The sequence below is a fragment of the Pseudoalteromonas sp. SCSIO 43210 genome (assembly GCF_054133285.1).
On sequence record NZ_CP087225.1, the window covers coordinates 1,329,158 to 1,348,464 of the forward strand.

Consider the following 19,307-nt stretch of genomic DNA (forward strand, 5'->3'; position numbering starts at 1 on the left):
TCACTATAAAATGATTATAAGCTATTAGGCAATAAGCATGGATAAGGGTTTAAACTTTGGAGTATTAACAGGTAAAGGACAATCTGTTCGAAGTAAATTAATTATTACCTTTATAATTATAGCATTAGGGCCGTTATGCTTGTTAACGTGGTTTAGTTTTCAGCATGTAAATAATACGCTTAAGCAAAATGCGCATAGCGAACTAAATGAACTCAGCAATATTGGAAAGCAATTTGCTGAAATTTGGTTTTTAGACCAAGTTAATGATCTGTATTTATTAAAGTCGCAATTAAGTATAAGTCCAACCAAGGAACACGCTTTAATAAATGATTTTGTCAGACAATATGATTTTATAAATCATATTGAAATCATTGATGTGTTGTCTAACAAAGCAAAAATAGAACTTTCCTTATTTAATCAAATTCAAGAATCAGAACTCACTAAATTATTCATAGCACAAAATAAAACAGATAAAGCATTATTTCATTCTATGGTGGTTGAAGGACATGCGCATCATATAGTGTCGTTACCTATATTTGACGATCAAAATAAACTAAAAAGTGTATTACTAGCCGATGTAAACTTACAGGGACTGCTAAACAACTTAAGCAAAATACAGGCAAAAAATACGAGTGTTGCATTCTTTATACTGCACAATAGCAAAATCGAAAAGCAAACAAGGGCTTCCGTTGCTACCCCACCGCTTTTAAATCAAAACAGCTCTGCACCAAAACAAGTGTTTAGTTATGCTAATAACAATGAAAAAATATTTTATGCATACATTAATGAACTTGATTTTTTAGGCCAGCAAGGTTGGCAGCTATTAGTTTCCAAACCAGCTGAAGCAGCATTACAAGGCAGTCTCTATTATAAGCGGCTTGCTATTTTAACTAATGCTGGATCTTTGCTGCTTATTTTATGTTCGTCTTGGTGGTTTGGTCGTAGATTATCTCGCCCGTTAATTCGTTTAACTAATATTGTTGAAAGTATAACTAGAGGGAAACATGTAAAAATCCCTATTTTAAACGACAGTATTGAGTTTAATCAGCTTTCAAAAGATCTGCATGAGCTTGTAAAAGTAAATCAAGAACAGCAAAGTACTTTGCAAGAACAACGAGCTGCATTGCAAATTGCACTTAAGCAATTAGCAGAGCAAAAATCAGCGCTTGATAAGCATGCAATTGTTGCTGTTACTGACTTACACGGAACAATAGTTTTTGTGAACGGAAAATTTTGTGCAATAAGTGGTTATGAAGAATATGAGCTTATAGGTCAAAATCACCGGTTATTAAATTCAGGCACGCATTCACATGCTTTTTTTGAAGAAATGTATGCAACGCTTAAGCGTGGTGAAGTTTGGAATGGGCAAATTTGTAACAGATCAAAGGACGGTAGCTTATATTGGATGGACACCACTATAGCGCCATTTTTAGATGATGAAGGTAAACCACAAAGCTATATAGCAATTCGCACTGATATTACTCCACTTAAGTTACAGGAATTTGAATTAGAACAGCATAAAACACAACTTGAACTTGTTATCAATAGTACCGCTGTTGGTATTTGGGATTGGTATGTAGATACAAGCAAAGTTACGTTTAATAAACGTTGGGCTGAAATCATTGGTTATACACTTAGTGAAATAGAACCTTGCAGCATAGATACTTGGTATAAATATGCACACCCAGAAGATTTAGTTGAATCAGAATTAAAATTAAAAACCTACTTAGCTGGCGGCAGTGATTTTTATGTTAGCGAAGCTCGGATGAAGCATAAGTTAGGGCATTGGGTCTGGGTACTTGATACAGCTAAAGTAGTTGAATGGAATAGCGACGGCTCACCTAAACGAATGATTGGGACGCATGTAGATATTACTCAAAGAAAAACAACGGAGTCTGAACTACAAAGCAGCCGTGATCAGTTTGCGTCTCTTGTTGAAAATATTCCCGGTATTATTTATCGCTGCGAGTCAGATGAAATATGGACGATGCTTTATTTAAGTGATCAAACTAAAGATATCACTGGTTATGCCGCAGATGATTTTATTAATAATAAAAATAAGCGTTTCTTTGATCTTCTTCATGAAGAAGATATTGATCATATAAAAAAATCAATTAACCAATCTATTAAAGAGCATAGTACGTGGTCAATTGAATACCGAATTATAGCAAAAAATGGTTATGTTCGATGGGTTAATGAAAAGGGTAAGGCAATCTATGACTCTGACGGTACTGTTCTGTACCTTGATGGCTTTATATTGGATATTACTGAGCGCTACAATATACAGTTAAAAATAAAACGTCAGCAAAGTTTACTTGAATCAATGAGTAAGCAGGGACAAATTGGCGCGTGGGAAATAGATTTAAAAGCCCATACTCTTTATTGGTCAGATGAAGTTAAAGTTATTCATGGTGTACCTGATGAATATGAACCCGATTTAGCGACCGCAATAGATTTTTACAAGCTGGGAGAACATCGCGATAAAATCTCTAAGCTATTTGAAAATGCAGTTACTTTAGGTGAAAGCTGGAGTGTTGAGCTGATAATTTTAACCCATCAAGGTAAAGAAAGGTGGGTTAAGTCTATGGGTCAAGCTGAATTTAAAAATGGTGAATGCATACGTATATTTGGCTCATTTCAAAGTATTGATGCTCATAAACGTTTAGAGATCGAAAGTGAAAAAGCAAACAGATATAACAAAAATCTTGCTCAATTAACCATTGCGCCTGAAGTACAAAGTAGTGATGTAAGCGAAGTGAACAAACTAGTTGTTAAATCAATGTGTGAGGTATTGAATGTAGAGCGTGCTTCGTTATGGATTTTTAATGAGGCCGGTGATGCTATGGTACGTCATAGTTTACATACTAAAGGCGAGGGACTGGTTCGCACGGAAGATGAGCTAAAAGTTAAAGACTTTCCTGCGTATTTTTCTGCTATTTACAAGCATAACTTAATTGCGGTTGATAATGTAAATATGCACCCTGCAACAGCTGAGTTTATTGATGACTACACCAGGCCGCTAAATATTAAATCGTTAATTGATGTTGTAATTTCTTCGGGTGACGGGAATTTGGGGATTTTGAGTGCTGAAAAAGTGGATGAACACCATTATTGGACTCAAAACGAAGAAACTTATTTACGTTCATTAGCAACCTTAGTCGGAAGTACGCTTATATCGCAACGCCGTAAAAAAATAGCAGAAGAGCTTAGTGTTGCCCTCGTTAAGGCTGAAGATGCTGCGGTTGCTAAAAGTCAATTTTTAGCGACGATGAGCCATGAAATTAGAACGCCGATGAATGGTGTACTTGGCATGCTAGAGCTTATTGAGCTTGAAAACTTATCGAAACCAATTGAAACAAAAGTAGGGATTGCTAAAACAAGTGCTCACTCATTGCTGGGGGTTATTAATGATATTTTGGACTTCTCTAAAGCTGAAGCGGGTAAAATAGAGCTCGAAAGTATTAATTTTAATGCGGGTGATTTAATTGGTGAAGTTGCAGCTGCGCAAGCTTTTACAGCTCAAGATAAAGGCATTGAAATTATCTTAGACTTAGTCGCTTTAGAGCCTTCACAATTGTGTGGCGATCCAGGTCGTATCCGTCAAATTCTTACTAATTTATTGAGTAATGCAGTCAAATTCACCAGTAAAGGTGAAGTTGTCGTTAGTGCTCAAATAGATAAAGTAGAACAAGGCTTAGTGCTACAAATAAAAGTAAAAGATTCAGGTATTGGTATTAATGAGCAAAAACAGCATCAATTATTTTCACCTTTTTCTCAGGTAGATGCTTCAACAACGCGAGAATATGGTGGCACTGGACTCGGTTTAGCTATTTGTAAACAGCTGTGTGAGCTGATGGGCGGGGAAATTTCACTTAAAAGTGAAGCAGGCCAAGGCAGTGAATTTACTGTGACTATACAAGTCACCCAAAGTGAGCAAAAAGAACGTTATATACAAAAGCTAAATATAAAAGGTTTATCTGTCTTAGTTGTTGATGATAATGAGACTAATAGAATTGTTATATCCCAGCAGCTAGAGCATTGGGGCGCCCATGTAGCGCTTGCATGCGATGCATATGATGCACTTGCAATGTGTGAAAGCCGGATCAGTAGTAATCTAAAAATGTATGATATTGCAGTGCTTGATATGCAAATGCCTGGCATGGACGGGATTGGACTTTGCAAGGCTTTAAAAGCAAACGATGACTTTAAAAACATGCCCCTTGTTATGATGACGAGTATTGCTGGTATGGAAGGTGCTCAGCGTTATTCAAGCATTGGATTTCAAGCTTATTTCCCTAAACCTGTTACAACGGCGGATCTGATTTCAGCGTTGTCGGTAATTACAAATAATGAGCATGATGAAGCATTACCGTTGGTTACATCCGGTTATATCTCATCTTTGAAAAAAGAAAAATTAGGTGAACCTATTCAAATATTACTTGTAGAAGATAATCCAATTAATCAGCAAGTATCCACATTAATGCTTAAAAAACTTAATTGTAATATTACGCTTGCTGAAAATGGACAGCTCGCTATTGATATTTTAAATACTCATGGGCAAGGTTATTTTAAAGCTGTGTTAATGGATTGCCAAATGCCAGTGATGGACGGCTTTGATGCCACAAAAGCTATTAGAAATGGCTTAGCGGGCGACAAACACAAAGATATTAAAATAATAGCATTAACGGCAAATGCGATGGATGCAGATAAGCAAAGGTGTTTTGCTGCCGGAATGGATGATTATTTAAGCAAGCCAATACAATTGGATTTTTTAAAAGATAAATTAGAACAATATATTTGAGGTATAAAGTATATGAGTGAAATAATTGAAATTCGTGATGCGCGACCAAGTGATTCAAAAACGATTTTACATTTTATAAACGAGTTAGCCATTTATGAAAAAGAACCAGACGCAGTAAAAACAAATGAACAAGCCATATTAGATACATTATTTAGTGAAGGGGCGACAGCACATAGTATTATTTGTTTGGATGGCGATGAGCCAATAGGCTTTGCTGTTTATTTTTATAACTACTCTACATGGTTAGGTAAGAATGGCTTATATCTCGAGGATTTATACGTAAGTCCAGATAGCCGTGGGAAAGGCGCAGGAAAAGTAATTATGAAACACCTAGCTAACAAAGCGATTAGCAATAACTGTGGTCGGTTTGAATGGGTGGTTTTAGATTGGAATAAACCGGCCATTGATTTTTATGACAGCATGGGTGCTAAAGCGCAAAATGAATGGATTATTTACCGATTAGCAGGAGATGAATTAATTAATTTTGCAAAATAGATAATGAAAATCATTTGCATTTGCGTTTTGTGGTGTGTAAGTTAATAGCATATTAAATAAACGCATAGATGATTTTATGATCTTAGGTCAAAAACAGCAGCAACCTGATTTACTTTATCTTGAGCAAGCATTGAGCCCTTGGCAGTCAAACATCATGCAAGGCAATTATGCCTTTGAGCAAGGTGCATTACTTGAAGCGCGTGACAAGTACTTATTAGCTAAAACACTCGCTGGCCATCTATTACAACAATTCTTATGTGCGCAAATTAATACTAATGTCATTTATGCTATTGAACATTGTATTCCTGCACTTGTTGTTGCCTCCCATAATTTAGCTGATACCTATATTGCAATGCAGCAACCTGAAAATGCATGTAAATGGTTATGTGAAGTTCACTTATCATTATCTCCACTTATTAAGCACACTCATTACGATGTACAAAAGGTAAGTAAGCATCATTATCTTAAAACATCAGCTGAGCTTGTGTCATTTGCACGTCGTTACCCCTCTTTACCCGAACTTATTGAGCAAGTAAATTTTTGCTTATGCTCAGAGAGTACTACAAACAATCAACTGCACTAATTTAAAAGAAAAAGGAGTATTTATGGCTTTTACTTTGCCTGCACTTAACTATGAGTACGATGCGCTTGAGCCTCATATTGATGGTAAAACAATGCATATTCATCATACTTTACATCATCAAACCTATATCAATAAAGCTAATGCTGCTTTAGCGAATACACCGTTTGCTGATTTAGATGCCGAAAAGTTATTGAGAGAGATTAATGGCTTACCAAATGATTTAAAAAAAGCAGTGCAGGAGCATGTTGGTGGGCATTTAAATCATAGCTTATTCTGGTCAGTCATGAGTCCCCACGGAGGAGGAGAGCCAAGTGATATTATGGCACAAGCAATTAATGAGCAGCTTGGTGGTTTTAATCAATTTAAGGAAAAGTTTACTGCAGCGGCTGTGAGTCAATTTGGCAGTGGTTGGGCATGGCTTTGTGTAGCACCTGATGGGTCATTAGTTATACAAAGCAGTACTAATCAAGATAGTCCCTTAATGGAGGGTAATACACCTATATTAGGCCTTGATGTGTGGGAGCATGCGTATTATTTAAAATATCAAAATAGACGCCCTGAATATATTGCTGCTTTTTATAATGTGGTTAATTGGGCTGAAGTACAAAATCGCTATTTAGCTGCTATTGGTTAAGTGCCGAATATGGCTAGTAATACAGTTTATTTTCTATAAGCTAGGCTCTATTAAATTACTTTGTAGAGCCGTTTATGAAATTTTTACATTGGCAAAAAGCACGTCAAAGTCGAGACCCTCGTTTTGATGGTCTTTTTTATGTAGCGGTTAAAAGCACTGGAATATATTGCCGACCAATTTGTCCGGCACCAACGGCTCATGAAAAGAATGTGGCTTATTATCAGTTTGCGCACAATGCAGCGCAAGATGGTTTTAGGCCATGTATTCGATGTAGACCTGATAGTGCACCTGGCAGTGCAGCGTGGCAGGGGACAAAAACTACCGCGTTGAGAGCAAAACAATTAATAGATCAAAATGATGAACATGACTGCGAAAAATTAGCAGGTCGTTTAGGTATTAGTAGTCGCTATTTAAGACGTTTATTTAAACAATATTTTGGTGTGTCTATTACACAATATAGGTTATTCAATCAATGCCATTTTGCTAAAAAACTGATTCAAGAAACAAACCTACCAATGACAGAAATAGCTTTTTCCGCTGGCTTTAAAAGCATTAGGCGCTTTAATGATGCATTTTTACAGCAGTTAAATATAGCCCCCTCGAAGCTACGCAGTGGCGATAAAAAACCAACGTCAACACTCACATTAACTTTACCATTTAGGCCGCCTTATAATTGGCCTGCTTTGCAGTGTTTTTTACAAAGGCGTTTGATAAAACCAATGGAGTGGATAACGCAAACGAGTTACGGGCGTACTTTTGCAAGTGAGGAATATAAAGGAAGCTTTACCGCTGAATTTATAGCGAGTAAAAACCACTTTAGGGTGTCTATTGACATAGATAATACGCGTCATCTGCAACCAGTAATAAATAATATACGTCGTGTACTTGATTTGGATGCCGATATTAATTTAATTGAAACGCATTTAAGCGCTAATACAAACAATGCATTTACAGTGTGCGAGGGGCTCAGGCTTCCAGGAATTTGGTCAAGCTTTGAAGCCGGTATAAGGGCGGTACTTGGGCAACAAGTAAGTGTTACTGCGGCGCATAATTTAGTAACAAAGTTAGTTGATGAATTAGGCGAAAAAAAGGGCGATGCCATTTATTTTCCTACGGCTAAAATTGTTGCTAATAGTGATTTTACATTTTTTAAAATGCCACAGGCGCGTAAAAATGCGCTGCATAACTTAGCGCAATTTTGTGCGTTAAACCCTCAAAATGATGATTTAGACGAATGGCTTAGTTTAAAAGGAATTGGCCCTTGGACGGTAAACTATGCAAAGCTGCGAGGACAAAGCCAACCCGATATACTACTTGATGGCGACTTAGGTGTTAAAAAAGCACAAGCGGCAGCAAACCCTTTTGAGCCTGCTCATTGCGCTCCTTTTCGCTCTTACTTAACGTTTCAACTTTGGCAGCAATTGTAATGATAATTCAAACAAAAATACCAAGCCCAATAGACAATATTATTATTCAAGCAACCGATAAAGGTGTGAGTTATGTTGGGTTTTATCCACCAGTTGAGCACTCTCATACGCCATTTGAGCAAGTCACTAACAAAGCGGTGCTTATTTGCGCTGTGCAATTGAACGAGTATTTTGCAAAAAAACGCACTACTTTTGAGGTACCACTTGATACAAACGGTACAGTATTTCAACAAAGTGTATGGCAGGCGTTATTAACAGTACCTTTTGGGGAGTCGCAAACATATGGCTATATTGCTAACCAACTCAACAACCCCAAAGCAGTGAGAGCGGTAGGCGCTGCGAATGGTAAAAACCCGATTAGTATTATTGTTCCGTGTCATCGGATCATTGGTGCTAACGCAAAGTTAACGGGTTATGCGGGAGGCTTGGATAGAAAACGGTGGTTATTAAAACATGAAGGGCTAATGTGAATTGGTATTAATTTAATATTAAGGTAGCATAAGCGCACTTTTTATAAAATGGCACAGCAATGGCTCAATTATATTTCTACTACTCTGCAATGAATGCAGGTAAATCAACCACGTTATTACAATCGGCATTTAACTATAAAGAGCGTGGTATGGAACCTGTGATCCTCACCGCAGCCATTGATGATAGGCAAGGTGTGGGTAAAGTATCATCTCGTATTGGCTTACAAGCAGATGCGCATGTTTTTGATGCTAGTAAAGATGTTTTTGATCTTATTCAATCACTCAATAATGATAAAAAACGCCATTGTGTATTGGTTGATGAATGCCAATTTTTATCAAAAGAACAAGTAATGCAATTAACCGATGTAGTTGATGAATTAGGTATACCGGTATTGTGTTATGGTTTGCGTAACGACTTTAGAGGCGAGCTATTTATAGGCTCGCAATATTTGCTAGCGTGGGCTGATAAGTTAATTGAGCTTAAAACTGTATGCCACTGCGGACGTAAAGCAAACCATGTACTGCGTACCGATGAAAATGGTGAAGCAATAGCCGATGGTAACCAAGTAGAAATTGGCGGCAATGACCGATATGTCTCGGTATGCCGCAAACATTATAAAGCCGCGTTAAATATGGGCCGACAAAGCATTTAAAAATATATCAATACCTTCGCGGGTTATATCTAAATGCGTTACTAGCCTAAGCTGCTTGCTTGGGCTAAATAATATACCTTGTTGTTTAAGGGCTTTAGCAACCTCTTCAATGCTTATATTACCAGCGTAAGTTGCGTAAACCATATTAGTGGTGTTAGTCATATCGACAGTAAAGCCACTTATTTCACTTAGCTTTTGAGCCAAATAACGTGCATTTTCATGATCGTCTTTTAAGCGCTCTACATTGTGCTCAAGTGCAAACTGCCCAGCGGCTGCAAGCATTCCGGCTTGGCGCATACCGCCACCAAGTACTTTTCTCCATCGTCTTGCTTTATTAATAAGTGCTGGTGAGCCTAATAATAAAGAGCCTACGGGCCCCCCCAAACCTTTTGATAAACAAATAGAAACTGAATCAAAGTGCTTTGTGATTTCAGTGATATCAATATTTAGCTCAACAGCGGCATTAAACGCACGTGCGCCATCTAAGTGCAGTGCTAAATTATGCATATCAACAAAGTCGCGAGCTTGGGCTAAGTACTCAAGCGGGAGTACTTTTCCGCCAATGGTATTTTCTAAGCTGAGCAATCGCGTTTTTGCAAAATGGCAATCGTCTGGTTTTATAGCCGCCGCTATTTTATTAAAAGGGATACTGCCATCAGCATCGTTTTCGATAGGTTGTGGTTGAATAGAGCCTAAAACAGCTGCGCCACCACCTTCAAACTTATAATTGTGAGCATTTTGGCCACATATGTATTCGTCACCACGCTCACAATGCGCCATTAACGCAAGTAAGTTCGCTTGTGTACCTGAGCTACAATAAAGTGCGGCTTCGAAGTTAAAACGCTTACACGCATAGATTTCTAACTGGTTAACGCTTTCATCATCACCATATACATCGTCACCAACCGGTGCGTTGTACATAATATCGCGCATTGTTTTTGTTGGTTTTGTAACCGTATCAGAGCGAAAATCTATCATGGTTTGCTTTTCCTTTTATAGCTTAATCAAGCTCGCTACATATTTGTTCACGAGTTTCTTTATCAAAATAGCTCCATGCAATAAAGCGGCTAATTTTTTGACCCTGTGCCATATCAACTATTTTATACTGTGCTATTGGGTGAGCTTTTAACACTTCTTCAAGCGCTGCAATATTGTCTTTTTTAGAGACTAACGACGTAAACCACAGTACTTGTTCTGCAAAGTCTTCGCTTTCTTTAATCATATTAGAGATAAACTGTACTTCACCGCCTTCGCACCATAATTCATTATTATGACCACCAAAGTTAAGCGTGCTACTGGGTGTTTTTCCTAAGTTTTTCCATTTACGTTCACTGCCTTTACTTGCCTCTTCTTCACTTGCATGAAACGGCGGGTTACAGAGTGTTAAGTGGTATAGATCTTTTTGATTAATAACGCCTTTAAAAATATGTGATGCGTTTTTTTGTTGTTTTAGGGTTATTTTTAAACCATTAAACTGCGCAATTTGCTTTGCTATTTTTACTGAGGCTGCATCAATATCAGTCCCTGTAAAATGCCACTTATATTCACTTGTACCCGTAAGTGGATAAACCAAGTTAGCGCCAGTGCCAATATCAAGCACTTTAATTTGTCTACCTAGAGGTGTTTGTTGTTGATTATCATCACTTAATAGGTCGGCCAAGTAGTGAATATAGTCAACACGCCCAGGTATAGGCGGGCATAAGTTATGCTCGGGTATATCCCAAAAATCAATATTATAATGCGCTTTTAAAAGAGCCTGATTAAGTGTTTTAACAGCCTTGTTATCACTAAAATCAATGCTTTTAGTCCCTGCAGGTGTGATTATAACAAATGGCAGTAGAGCAGGGTGCTCTGTTGTTAATAAATCGAAGTCGTACCCATTTTTATGTAGGTTGCGAGGGTGTAATTTTGAACGTGTTTTATTTTCTTTCATGGCTTCATTTTAACAACAGATATAATGACGTAAGTGTAACAAATGCTGATGGGTAAAGTGCAGACATTTCCTTTGGTATATTTAATATTGCTGGTAGGATGAGTTGAAAATAATAAAAAGGAATAACTGTGGCAATTTCTCAGCAATCAATAATTATCAATTTAGCTGATCAACAAACACTTCATTTACGCCGTATCAGTGATGAAAATCAGCAAGGGCCTGTCGTATTTTTTATGCATGGAGCTGTAGAAAACGGTAAAATTTTTTACACGCACTCCAATAAAGGACTTGCCCCTTTTTTGGCTGAGCATGGGTATAGATGTTATGTGGCTGATTTACGTGGCCGAGGTGATAGTAAACCGGTTATTTCAAGTGACGCTAAATACGGGCAAACCGAGGCCATTTTAGAAGATATCCCAGCCTTTATTAAGCAAATAGAGTTGATTGAAGGTAAAAAGCCTGACTACTGGGTTGCTCACTCTTGGGGCGGGGTATTGATGAACAGTGTATTTGCACGCTTTCCAGAATATATTAATGATGTAAAAGCGTGTGTGTATTTTGGCTCTAAGCGTTCTTTATTTAATAATCATCCTCAAAAATTATTACAAGCCAATTTAATTTGGTATTTTATGGCACCTTTACTTGCTAAAAAGCATGGCTATTTAAATGCTAAAGGTTATAAGTGGGGAAGCGATAATGAAACTCAAAAGTCGCATTATCAAAGTATGCAATGGGCTAAAAAGAAGCCATGGATAGATTCTGATGATAATTTTGATTATGCAAAAGCGCTAAACAGCCTGCATTTACCGCCAACACTTCATATTGCTGCGGTAAAAGATAAAGCATTAGCGCAGCCAATCGATATTCAAAAATTTATGGACGAATCGGGGCCAGGCATTCAACAAATGCGAATTTACGGTCGTAAACACGGGCATAATTTTGATTACGACCATATTAATATGCTTACCCATCCGAGTGCCCGCGATGATCAATTTAAAGATTTACTTAATTGGTTTAAAGTACATTCAGTTAACTAGTTCTCATCAAGCAATTTAAGCAAAGGCGCTCTATAGCGTTCCCATTTTGTAAGTGCTGAATTATTAACAGGCTTTCGAATGGCATGCTTACTAAGCGTAGTAACAGCTGATGTACGCTTATGAAATGCTAAACAACCATCTTCATATTGACAACCTAAAAAGTTAAGTAATGTAGTTAGCTGACCTTTTGGGTTGTTTATTAATGCTTCGTAATTGACATCATAAATTGGCATCTCTTTAAAGGAATACCAATGGCTCATCAGTTTTTCATACAACTTATGATAAAGCTTAAACTCAGGTAGTGAGCAAAAATAAGGCTCGTTTTCAGCAAAGTAATTAGTGAAGATAGAAAATGCGGTGGCATTAAAGTCACGCGTTAAGTTTATAAATTTGGCATTTGGAAAAAGGACATAAATAAGTCCAAGAGATAGGTAGTTACTTGGCAGTTTATTTATTATAAAAGGGCTGATGGGCGATGCTGTTTTTAATGTTGTGATATACATTTCGCGGGCTTTTTTGATTAAATCCGGCGTTAAATGCGCTAAACATTGCGGGTAAGTAACTCCCGTTTTTTGTTCGATAAAAGCAACTGCGTTATTACTAATACTCGTACTCTCTCCTAGGCTCGAAAACTGGCTATGGCTTGCCAACATTTGCTCCACAAGGGTAGAGCCACTTCGAGGCATGCCAATAATAAAGACAGGCGCGATATTAGTTGTAAAATTTTTATCACGTTTTCGCATAAAGGCATTGGTATTGTGTTTAATTATTTCGCCGTAAAAAGGTTCAAGCTCTTGAGTATTAAAGTTACTTAATTTTCGTTGTAGTTTATTTGCTAGTACAAAGTAATTAAATGCTTGTTCAATGTCTTCAAGTTTATCGTAACTTTTAGCGAGTGCGTAATAACACACCATTTTGAGTCGTAAATTATCTGTTTGCATTAATAAATGATGCAGATTACTTATGTAGTTGTGTTCTTTGTCAAAGCGGCCTAATTGAACTAACTCAAATAAAATATAAGCAGTTACGGGGTAAACCCCCATACTCAATGCGTGTGCAAATGTGGTATGTGCTTTATTTAAATCGCCATGTGTTAAATAGTGCTGAGCTAAGTAGTAATGAGGTTCAGGGTTATTATTTGCTAGACTTTTTGCATATTCAAGCACAGTAAGTGCATCTTTTGGTGAGTTGACACCATTAAACGCATCGGCTAGTGCATGCAGTGGCTCAAGCATATGAGGCATGCGCTCACACGCTTTTTGGAGTAGGTATACAGCAGCGTCGTAACGTTCTAGTCGTAAGGCAATTCTGCCTAAGCCAAATAAAGCCTCACCATTTTCAGGGTTGCTTTTTAATAGTGTCTTATAGTGAAACTCAGCTTCTTTGAGCATGTTTTGTTGTAGTAACTGATTAGCTTTTTTGAGTAGCATAGTTATACCAATTTTATTAAAAAAATAATCATTCTATCGCATTAAATAGCGTACTCACTGCGTTAAAAATTATTCATATAGAGCAACTATATATCATAGTTTTCGCCTTGTTATTACGCTATTTTCTGAGCGCTATAATAGAACACTTATTCAATGCAATTGGTATTGCTCAGTATTATTTTTTATTTACTATAAAATAAAAAAGGCGAAATGTCTTAACATTTCGCCTCCAATTCTTTATGTAAAAGTATTAGAACGTGTATGTTGCTTTAGCGTAGTAAAAGCCACCATTAATACCGAACGGAGATGTTTCGTAATACTTACCACCCCAGTTGTTATTTGGTGCGCCAGCTGCTTCAGCAAAATCAAGTTTTTCAGCATCCTGATCAAATAAGTTTTGAGCACCAACCGAGAAGCTAATTGACTCATTCATGAAGTAAGTAATTTCAGCATCAATAGTTACAGCTGCGTCAGCAGTTTTTGCTGTTGCATCGTAATCTACGTGAACGCCTTGGTATTCGCCGTAGTAATTTGCACGAGCAAATGCAGAGATAGATTCCCACTGTTGAGACAATGTGAAAGTAGCACGGTGATTAGGTAAGTCTTCTTCTAAACGCTTAACTTTAAATGCACCAGTAATATCACTAAATTGAGTTACTTCAGTATCATTCCAGTTGTAAGCAAGGCTAAATGTAGAGCTACCACCCATTAATTCAGCTGTATAGTTTGCAACTAAATCGATACCTTGTGTTGTTGTATCAAAGTCATTCGTGAAAAAGCTTACTTGTGCAAGACTCTGTACATTAGGTACGCCCGCTGCTTCAAGTGTATCTTTATCTGCTTGGCTTAAGTTTATTTTATCTGATTGGCTAATACGATCTTCTACTTGGATATTGTAGTAATCTAGTGTTAAAAATACATCACCAATAGTGTATACAGCGCCAAACGTGTAGCTTTGAGATTCTTCTGGCTCAAGCTCTGTACCACCTAATTGTACCGCAATTGGGTTTGTTGGTGGAAGTAGTGCTGAATCTTGTAATACACCATTGTCTAAGCTTGTTTGTACGTTACTTACATTAGCTTGACCAACCGTTGGTGCACGAAAGCCTGTACTAATAGAGCCGCGCACGTTTAAATCTTCCGTTACATGGTACTGCGCCATAACTTTATAGTTTGTTGTTGTGCCAAAGCTGTCGTAATCCTCAAAACGTAAAGCTAAGCCCATTAAAAAATCTTCAGTAAATGGGGCTTCAATATCAACAAATGCAGCGTAGTTACGGCGAGTGTATTCACCCGCGTCAGATGGTTTAAAACCAGGGAAACCATTAGAACCTATACCAAAACCTTGCTCAGTAAACTCACCTGCAGTAAATGACGCTACATCACCAGATGTTACTGTAAATGTTTCTTCATGCCACTCTAAACCACCGGCAATATTTACATCGTATGCTAAATCAAAATCAAATCCTTTAGAAATATCTAAATTGAAGTTTTTCTCTAGTTGCGAGTATTTACCTGGACTAAAGTCGCGTGGTGAGTCTAAGCCTAATGACGCATTAACTGTATCGTAAATAAAGTAGCGAGATTCATTAAAGCCAACCGTACCACTAATGTCATAAAGTGCATCTTTTAAGAAACCACCAGTAAACATGCCTTTAGTACCAATTGTTAAGGAAGTATCGGTAATGTTACCACCAAAGTTAGGTGTGAAACCGCCAGGCAGTGTTTCATTAAATGCAAAACAATTAGCAGAAGTTAGTGAATCTATTGCAGATTGGTCTGGTGCACCGTTAGCTTGAATTTCTACTACTGGACAATCTAATTGAGCGTCATAACCGTCTAAAGATCCAACTAAAACAGTAGGTGTAGCAGCATCCCAAGCAGTTTGTCCATCAGGGTTGTCATCACCAGGGCGGCGCATATTTACACCATTAACATCGCGAATGTTACCACCATATACACCTGGTCGAGATGTAGGGTTACGATAATAGAAGCCACCTCGTACATCGCGCTCAGAGTAGTTACCAAACATGTAAAATTCAGAATCGTTTGTTAGCTCTAATCCAACATTACCAAAAATTGAAATATCATCATCGACTTCTGGTGCGCCCCAAACTTGAGCTAAAGGCGATACGTCTTGAACACCGGCTGCTGCAAGTCCAGCAGCATCAGGACGCTGTACAGAGCGACTAGTTGCATCAGATGTTTTGTATTGAAAGCTTAAGTTAGCAAAACCGTTGTCGGTAAACGGTAAACCAATGTTACCCGATACTTGAGTTGTATCGCCATCTCCTTCGTAGTATTGGCCGTGACGAACTTCTAATTTACCGCCTTCTGACGCGTCTTTAAGTTGGAAGTTCATTACACCTGCAATTGCATCAGAACCATACTGAGCTGCAGCACCATCACGAAGTACTTCTACTTGCTTGATTGCAATACTAGGGATAACTGAGATATCAGCACCTTGTGCACCATCATTAATACCACCACCTAAAAATGCGATTACAGAAGCACGGTGACGACGTTTGCCGTTTAAAAGAACCAATGTGCTGTCTGATGGTAAGCCACGTAAGTTTGCTGGGCGAACAAGTGATGCTGCATCACTAATAGGGTTTTGGTGAACATTGAAAGATGGCACTGCACCTTTTAAAAGCTCAAGCATGTCAGTATTACCTGACTTTTCAAGCTCTTCACCACCAATAATATCGATAGGAACCGGTGAATCACCAATTGAACGTGGAGCTGAACGCGTACCTACTACAGCAATTTTTTCAACATTTTTATTAACTTTAGCCTTTGCTTGTTCTTCATCTGCAGCAATAGCAGAGCTTGAGATGAATAAACCAGCGGTAGTGGTTGCTAGCGCAAACTTAATTGCCTGATTTAGTACGTTGTTTTTTAATTTCATTCTAATTTTCCCCAGTTAGAATAATTTTTGTTTAGTAAGACTTTGTAAGTATTACTTATTTTATATTTTTGGACTGGAATACAGTGGATGTTAGGAGGAAGTTTAATTACTTGACCCCTTAGAGTTTTAGCTCACATCTAGTGAAGTCCTAATTACAGACTATACATAAAAAACAACGAGAGCAATTATTAATTAACTATTAAATAACAAAAGTTTAAATTAACTAAAAGCAGCTAGAGTGGTGCGTTATAAGAAGTAAAGTGGACTAATTAAGTGCAATATGGTGTTTTTAAGGGAAGTTAATGCATTTTACAGGTTGTTAAACTGTCGGCTTTGTTAATTAACTGTATCTATTTTGGGTTGTGTTAGCTGCCATTTTTTAAGCTTTTCTTTGTATGTATCCCATACACACGGGCAGCAAGAGCCTCCGCCACAACATTCATCAGATTTTGGTTTTTCAGGTTTTAAAATATTTTTAGTATTTTCTTTGAACATGGAAATAAATTTATTCGGCACTAGTTTGGTGCAAATAATAGTAGATGAGGCGAATCAAGTAAATTATTCTTTGTGAACATGGATGCCTGTGTGAAAATGCATGTTATGCGATTATATAAAGTTATTCACCGTGCACCTTGGCGGGTAGTTAAAATTAGTAAAAAACGCCAACAGCTGCGTTTTCGCCGTGCTATGGTGGCGCTTAAAATCGCACTCGCCCAAGAAAAACAAGAAACAAAAGAAATGCTTTCTATTTATAGGCGCTATACGCAAGGACAAACAAATCAAGCTGAGTTAAAGCGTGCCAACGAACAATTTGTCGATATTTTAAAGGGCCTTGGCTTGGGTGTATTTGCTGTATTACCATTTGCGCCTATCACTATTCCCTTAGTGGTTAAATTAGGAGGTTTAGTTGGGGTGGATGTACTACCTAGCTCCTTTAACATGAACAAATCAATTAAAGAGCTCGACGCAGAAATTAATCAAGAAAATCAAAAAGAAACTCAAAAAAAACAGACTAAAAAGTAATCTTACAAACCGTTAAATTAGCGATACCTTTTAGGTGCGCTTATTGATATGCTCTTAAGTACCATTTTTATATTATACGAGCTATTTAATGAGTGCATTACTACGTCATACATCTTCTGGTATTCCTTTATCTTTTATTTTAAAAAACGAATTATCTGACTGGCAAACTCAGCAACCTGCATTTATACAAAACTGGTTAAATAACACGGGCTTTGAAAAGCAAGGGCTAGCCCTTATTCCCGATGCTAACACTGGCGAGTTAAGCCAGGTATTTTGTTTAATGCAAAGTAGCGATGACTTTTGGGCTGCGGGTAATTTAGCAAATACACTTCCTACAGGTACTTATCAAATTCAAGGCGACAGTGCTTTTGTTGAGCAGGTTGCTTTAGGGTTTGTACTTGGTGGTTACGAGTTTAGTGAATATAAAGAAAAACCAACAGCAAAGGCGCAATTAGCCATTAGCGATAAAGCGTTATATGAACGCATTAGCCAACAAGCTGATGCCATTACACTTGCACGTGATTTAGTTAATACTCCAGCGGTTGATATGATGCCGCAACATTTATCGCAAGTTATGGAAGATTTAGCTGCAACTTACAATGGCGAATTTTCACAGTGGGTTGGCGATGAGTTACTAGAGCAAAACTACCCGACTATTCATATGGTGGGTCGTGCAAGCGAAAATAAACCGCGTTTACTTGATTTAAAATGGGGCGCGACAGATGCTCCATTAATTACACTAGTCGGTAAGGGCGTATGTTTTGACTCAGGCGGACTTGATTTAAAACCGAGCTCTGGCATGCGTAACATGAAAAAAGACATGGGCGGCGCGGCGCACGTAATTGCACTAGCGCAGCTTATTATGGCAGCTAACTTACCAATTAGATTACGAGTGCTTGTACCAGCGGTTGAAAATGCGGTATCGCGAAATGCATTTCGCCCGGGCGATGTTGTTAAAACACGCAAAGGCATTATGGTCGAAATTGATAATACAGACGCAGAAGGGCGCTTAGTATTGTGTGATGCATTAAGCGAAGCACAAAACGATAATCCTGAGCTAATTATTGATTTTGCTACCCTCACGGGTGCATGTCGTGTTGCGTTAGGCACGGAGCTTCCGGGCTTTTTCTCAACAGAGCGCGATGTAGCAAACGGTATTATTGATGCAGGTTTAAGTGTCCATGATCCTGTTTGGCAACTTCCGCTGTTTGAGCAATACAAAAACTTACTAAAAAGTGATGTAGCCGATATGGCAAACTGTGCAAGTACACCGTTTGGTGGTGCTATTACCGCAGCGCTTTACTTAAAAGAATTTGTTGAACCAACAACACCGTGGGTACATTTTGATGTAATGGCGTGGAACTTACGTGCATTACCAGGTCGTCCAACGGGTGGTGAAGCATTAGGTATTCGTGCTGTATTTAACTACTTACAAAATCGTTTTAATAAATAAGTTTTTGATTCAATAGTAAGAACTTGAGCTTATGAGTTTTAAACCTCATAAAGCTCAAGTGGCAAGTTATCTGGATCGGCAAAAAAGGTAAACTTTTTGCCGGTTATTTCATCCACTCTAATATCCTCAACGTTTACATCGCACGACTCTAAATACGTTTTTGCAATCTGTACATCCGCTACCTTAAAAGCTAAATGTCTTAAGCCTTTTGCTTCGGGATAGCTGGGTCTTTCGGGCGAACCATCAAACGAAAATAGCTCTATTTGGCTACCATCGGGCATGGCTAAATCTAATTTATATGAATTACGATCAGCTCTAAAGTGCTCATTAATAACGTTAAGTTTAAGTACATTGCTATAAAAGTGTTTAGAACGTGCATAGTCACTACAAATAATCGCGGCGTGGTGAATACCTAAAAGTTTCAAATTTAATTCCTTAAAAGCAAAAACGCACTTAAATA

The 19,307-nt window shown here is 37.9% G+C and carries 16 protein-coding genes; 10 read left to right on the forward strand and 6 right to left on the reverse strand.

The window, feature by feature from the left end; genetic code table 11:
- The first annotated feature begins 37 nt into the window (after positions 1 to 37).
- The 7 genes from LOS73_RS05915 to LOS73_RS05945 all read left to right on the forward strand — a co-directional run bounded on the left by LOS73_RS05915 (position 38) and on the right by LOS73_RS05945 (position 9,063).
- Complete coding sequence (locus LOS73_RS05915; RefSeq protein WP_457934669.1) at positions 38 to 4,801, forward strand: PAS domain-containing protein; 4,764 nt, start codon at positions 38 to 40, stop codon at positions 4,799 to 4,801.
- A gap of 12 nt (positions 4,802 to 4,813) precedes the next feature.
- The gene (locus LOS73_RS05920; protein ID WP_007375593.1) at positions 4,814 to 5,296 is read left to right on the forward strand and encodes a GNAT family N-acetyltransferase; all 483 of its coding nucleotides are present in this window, start codon (positions 4,814 to 4,816) and stop codon (positions 5,294 to 5,296) included.
- A gap of 76 nt (positions 5,297 to 5,372) precedes the next feature.
- Positions 5,373 to 5,879, forward strand: a complete 507-nt coding sequence (locus LOS73_RS05925; RefSeq protein ID WP_007375592.1) for a hypothetical protein — start codon at positions 5,373 to 5,375, stop codon at positions 5,877 to 5,879.
- A gap of 22 nt (positions 5,880 to 5,901) precedes the next feature.
- Positions 5,902 to 6,513, forward strand: coding sequence for a superoxide dismutase (locus LOS73_RS05930; RefSeq protein ID WP_008133824.1), 612 nt, complete (start codon positions 5,902 to 5,904; stop codon positions 6,511 to 6,513).
- Between the two features lie 74 nt (positions 6,514 to 6,587).
- On the forward strand, positions 6,588 to 7,940 hold the full coding sequence (locus LOS73_RS05935; protein ID WP_033029722.1) for a DNA-3-methyladenine glycosylase 2 family protein: 1,353 nt from the start codon (positions 6,588 to 6,590) through the stop codon (positions 7,938 to 7,940).
- Positions 7,940 to 8,410, forward strand: a complete 471-nt coding sequence (locus LOS73_RS05940) for a methylated-DNA--[protein]-cysteine S-methyltransferase (protein WP_033029723.1) — start codon at positions 7,940 to 7,942, stop codon at positions 8,408 to 8,410. The genes LOS73_RS05935 and LOS73_RS05940 overlap by 1 nt, the downstream gene beginning before the upstream one ends.
- A gap of 59 nt (positions 8,411 to 8,469) precedes the next feature.
- The gene (locus LOS73_RS05945; RefSeq protein WP_002958996.1) at positions 8,470 to 9,063 is read left to right on the forward strand and encodes a thymidine kinase; all 594 of its coding nucleotides are present in this window, start codon (positions 8,470 to 8,472) and stop codon (positions 9,061 to 9,063) included.
- On the opposite strand, the gene ltaE is transcribed toward LOS73_RS05945, so the two are convergent.
- Positions 9,037 to 10,041, reverse strand: coding sequence for a low-specificity L-threonine aldolase (ltaE, locus tag LOS73_RS05950; RefSeq protein ID WP_007375588.1), 1,005 nt, complete (start codon positions 10,039 to 10,041; stop codon positions 9,037 to 9,039). The two genes, LOS73_RS05945 and ltaE, sit on opposite strands and share 27 nt — an antisense overlap.
- Positions 10,042 to 10,063: 22 nt before the next feature.
- On the reverse strand, positions 10,064 to 10,996 hold the full coding sequence (gene rlmF, locus LOS73_RS05955) for a 23S rRNA (adenine(1618)-N(6))-methyltransferase RlmF (protein ID WP_457934670.1): 933 nt from the start codon (positions 10,994 to 10,996) through the stop codon (positions 10,064 to 10,066).
- Between the two features lie 128 nt (positions 10,997 to 11,124).
- On the opposite strand from rlmF, the gene LOS73_RS05960 reads away from it, so the two are divergent.
- Entirely contained in the window at positions 11,125 to 12,033 is a 909-nt protein-coding gene (locus tag LOS73_RS05960) for an alpha/beta fold hydrolase (protein ID WP_096794460.1), read from the forward strand.
- Here LOS73_RS05960 and LOS73_RS05965 read toward each other — a convergent pair.
- The 3 genes from LOS73_RS05965 to LOS73_RS05975 all read right to left on the reverse strand — a co-directional run bounded on the left by LOS73_RS05965 (position 12,030) and on the right by LOS73_RS05975 (position 16,866).
- A complete protein-coding gene (locus tag LOS73_RS05965; RefSeq protein WP_457934671.1) occupies positions 12,030 to 13,463 on the reverse strand; it encodes a tetratricopeptide repeat-containing sulfotransferase family protein in 1,434 nt (477 codons plus the stop codon). The genes LOS73_RS05960 and LOS73_RS05965 overlap by 4 nt on opposite strands.
- A 250-nt stretch (positions 13,464 to 13,713) precedes the next feature.
- Complete coding sequence (locus LOS73_RS05970) at positions 13,714 to 16,371, reverse strand: TonB-dependent receptor plug domain-containing protein (RefSeq protein WP_457934672.1); 2,658 nt, start codon at positions 16,369 to 16,371, stop codon at positions 13,714 to 13,716.
- Between the two features lie 336 nt (positions 16,372 to 16,707).
- Entirely contained in the window at positions 16,708 to 16,866 is a 159-nt protein-coding gene (locus LOS73_RS05975; protein WP_008133839.1) for an oxidoreductase-like domain-containing protein, read from the reverse strand.
- 105 nt (positions 16,867 to 16,971) lie between these two features.
- Here LOS73_RS05975 and LOS73_RS05980 point away from each other — a divergent pair, with 105 nt between their 5' ends.
- Together LOS73_RS05980 and LOS73_RS05985 are read left to right on the forward strand one after the other, a co-directional pair.
- Positions 16,972 to 17,394, forward strand: coding sequence for a hypothetical protein (locus LOS73_RS05980; RefSeq protein WP_033014970.1), 423 nt, complete (start codon positions 16,972 to 16,974; stop codon positions 17,392 to 17,394).
- Between the two features lie 88 nt (positions 17,395 to 17,482).
- A complete protein-coding gene (locus LOS73_RS05985; protein WP_096794463.1) occupies positions 17,483 to 18,847 on the forward strand; it encodes a leucyl aminopeptidase family protein in 1,365 nt (454 codons plus the stop codon).
- Between the two features lie 38 nt (positions 18,848 to 18,885).
- On the opposite strand, the gene gloA2 is transcribed toward LOS73_RS05985, so the two are convergent.
- Entirely contained in the window at positions 18,886 to 19,272 is a 387-nt protein-coding gene (gloA2, locus tag LOS73_RS05990; RefSeq protein WP_457934673.1) for an SMU1112c/YaeR family gloxylase I-like metalloprotein, read from the reverse strand.
- Positions 19,273 to 19,307: the final 35 nt, after the last annotated feature.

What these genes read in the sequence shown, in the direction of transcription:
- LOS73_RS05915 (WP_457934669.1), top strand. Translation starts at nt 38, where the DNA reads ATGGATAAGGGTTTAAACTTTGGAGTATTAACAGGTAAAGGACAATCT.
- LOS73_RS05920 (WP_007375593.1), top strand. Translation starts at nt 4,814, where the DNA reads ATGAGTGAAATAATTGAAATTCGTGATGCGCGACCAAGTGATTCAAAA.
- LOS73_RS05925 (WP_007375592.1), top strand. Translation starts at nt 5,373, where the DNA reads ATGATCTTAGGTCAAAAACAGCAGCAACCTGATTTACTTTATCTTGAG.
- LOS73_RS05930 (WP_008133824.1), top strand. Translation starts at nt 5,902, where the DNA reads ATGGCTTTTACTTTGCCTGCACTTAACTATGAGTACGATGCGCTTGAG.
- LOS73_RS05935 (WP_033029722.1), top strand. Translation starts at nt 6,588, where the DNA reads ATGAAATTTTTACATTGGCAAAAAGCACGTCAAAGTCGAGACCCTCGT.
- LOS73_RS05940 (WP_033029723.1), top strand. Translation starts at nt 7,940, where the DNA reads ATGATAATTCAAACAAAAATACCAAGCCCAATAGACAATATTATTATT.
- LOS73_RS05945 (WP_002958996.1), top strand. Translation starts at nt 8,470, where the DNA reads ATGGCTCAATTATATTTCTACTACTCTGCAATGAATGCAGGTAAATCA.
- ltaE (WP_007375588.1), bottom strand. Translation starts at nt 10,041, where the DNA reads ATGATAGATTTTCGCTCTGATACGGTTACAAAACCAACAAAAACAATG.
- rlmF (WP_457934670.1), bottom strand. Translation starts at nt 10,996, where the DNA reads ATGAAAGAAAATAAAACACGTTCAAAATTACACCCTCGCAACCTACAT.
- LOS73_RS05965 (WP_457934671.1), bottom strand. Translation starts at nt 13,463, where the DNA reads ATGCTACTCAAAAAAGCTAATCAGTTACTACAACAAAACATGCTCAAA.
- LOS73_RS05970 (WP_457934672.1), bottom strand. Translation starts at nt 16,371, where the DNA reads ATGAAATTAAAAAACAACGTACTAAATCAGGCAATTAAGTTTGCGCTA.
- LOS73_RS05975 (WP_008133839.1), bottom strand. Translation starts at nt 16,866, where the DNA reads ATGTTCAAAGAAAATACTAAAAATATTTTAAAACCTGAAAAACCAAAA.
- LOS73_RS05980 (WP_033014970.1), top strand. Translation starts at nt 16,972, where the DNA reads ATGCGATTATATAAAGTTATTCACCGTGCACCTTGGCGGGTAGTTAAA.
- LOS73_RS05985 (WP_096794463.1), top strand. Translation starts at nt 17,483, where the DNA reads ATGAGTGCATTACTACGTCATACATCTTCTGGTATTCCTTTATCTTTT.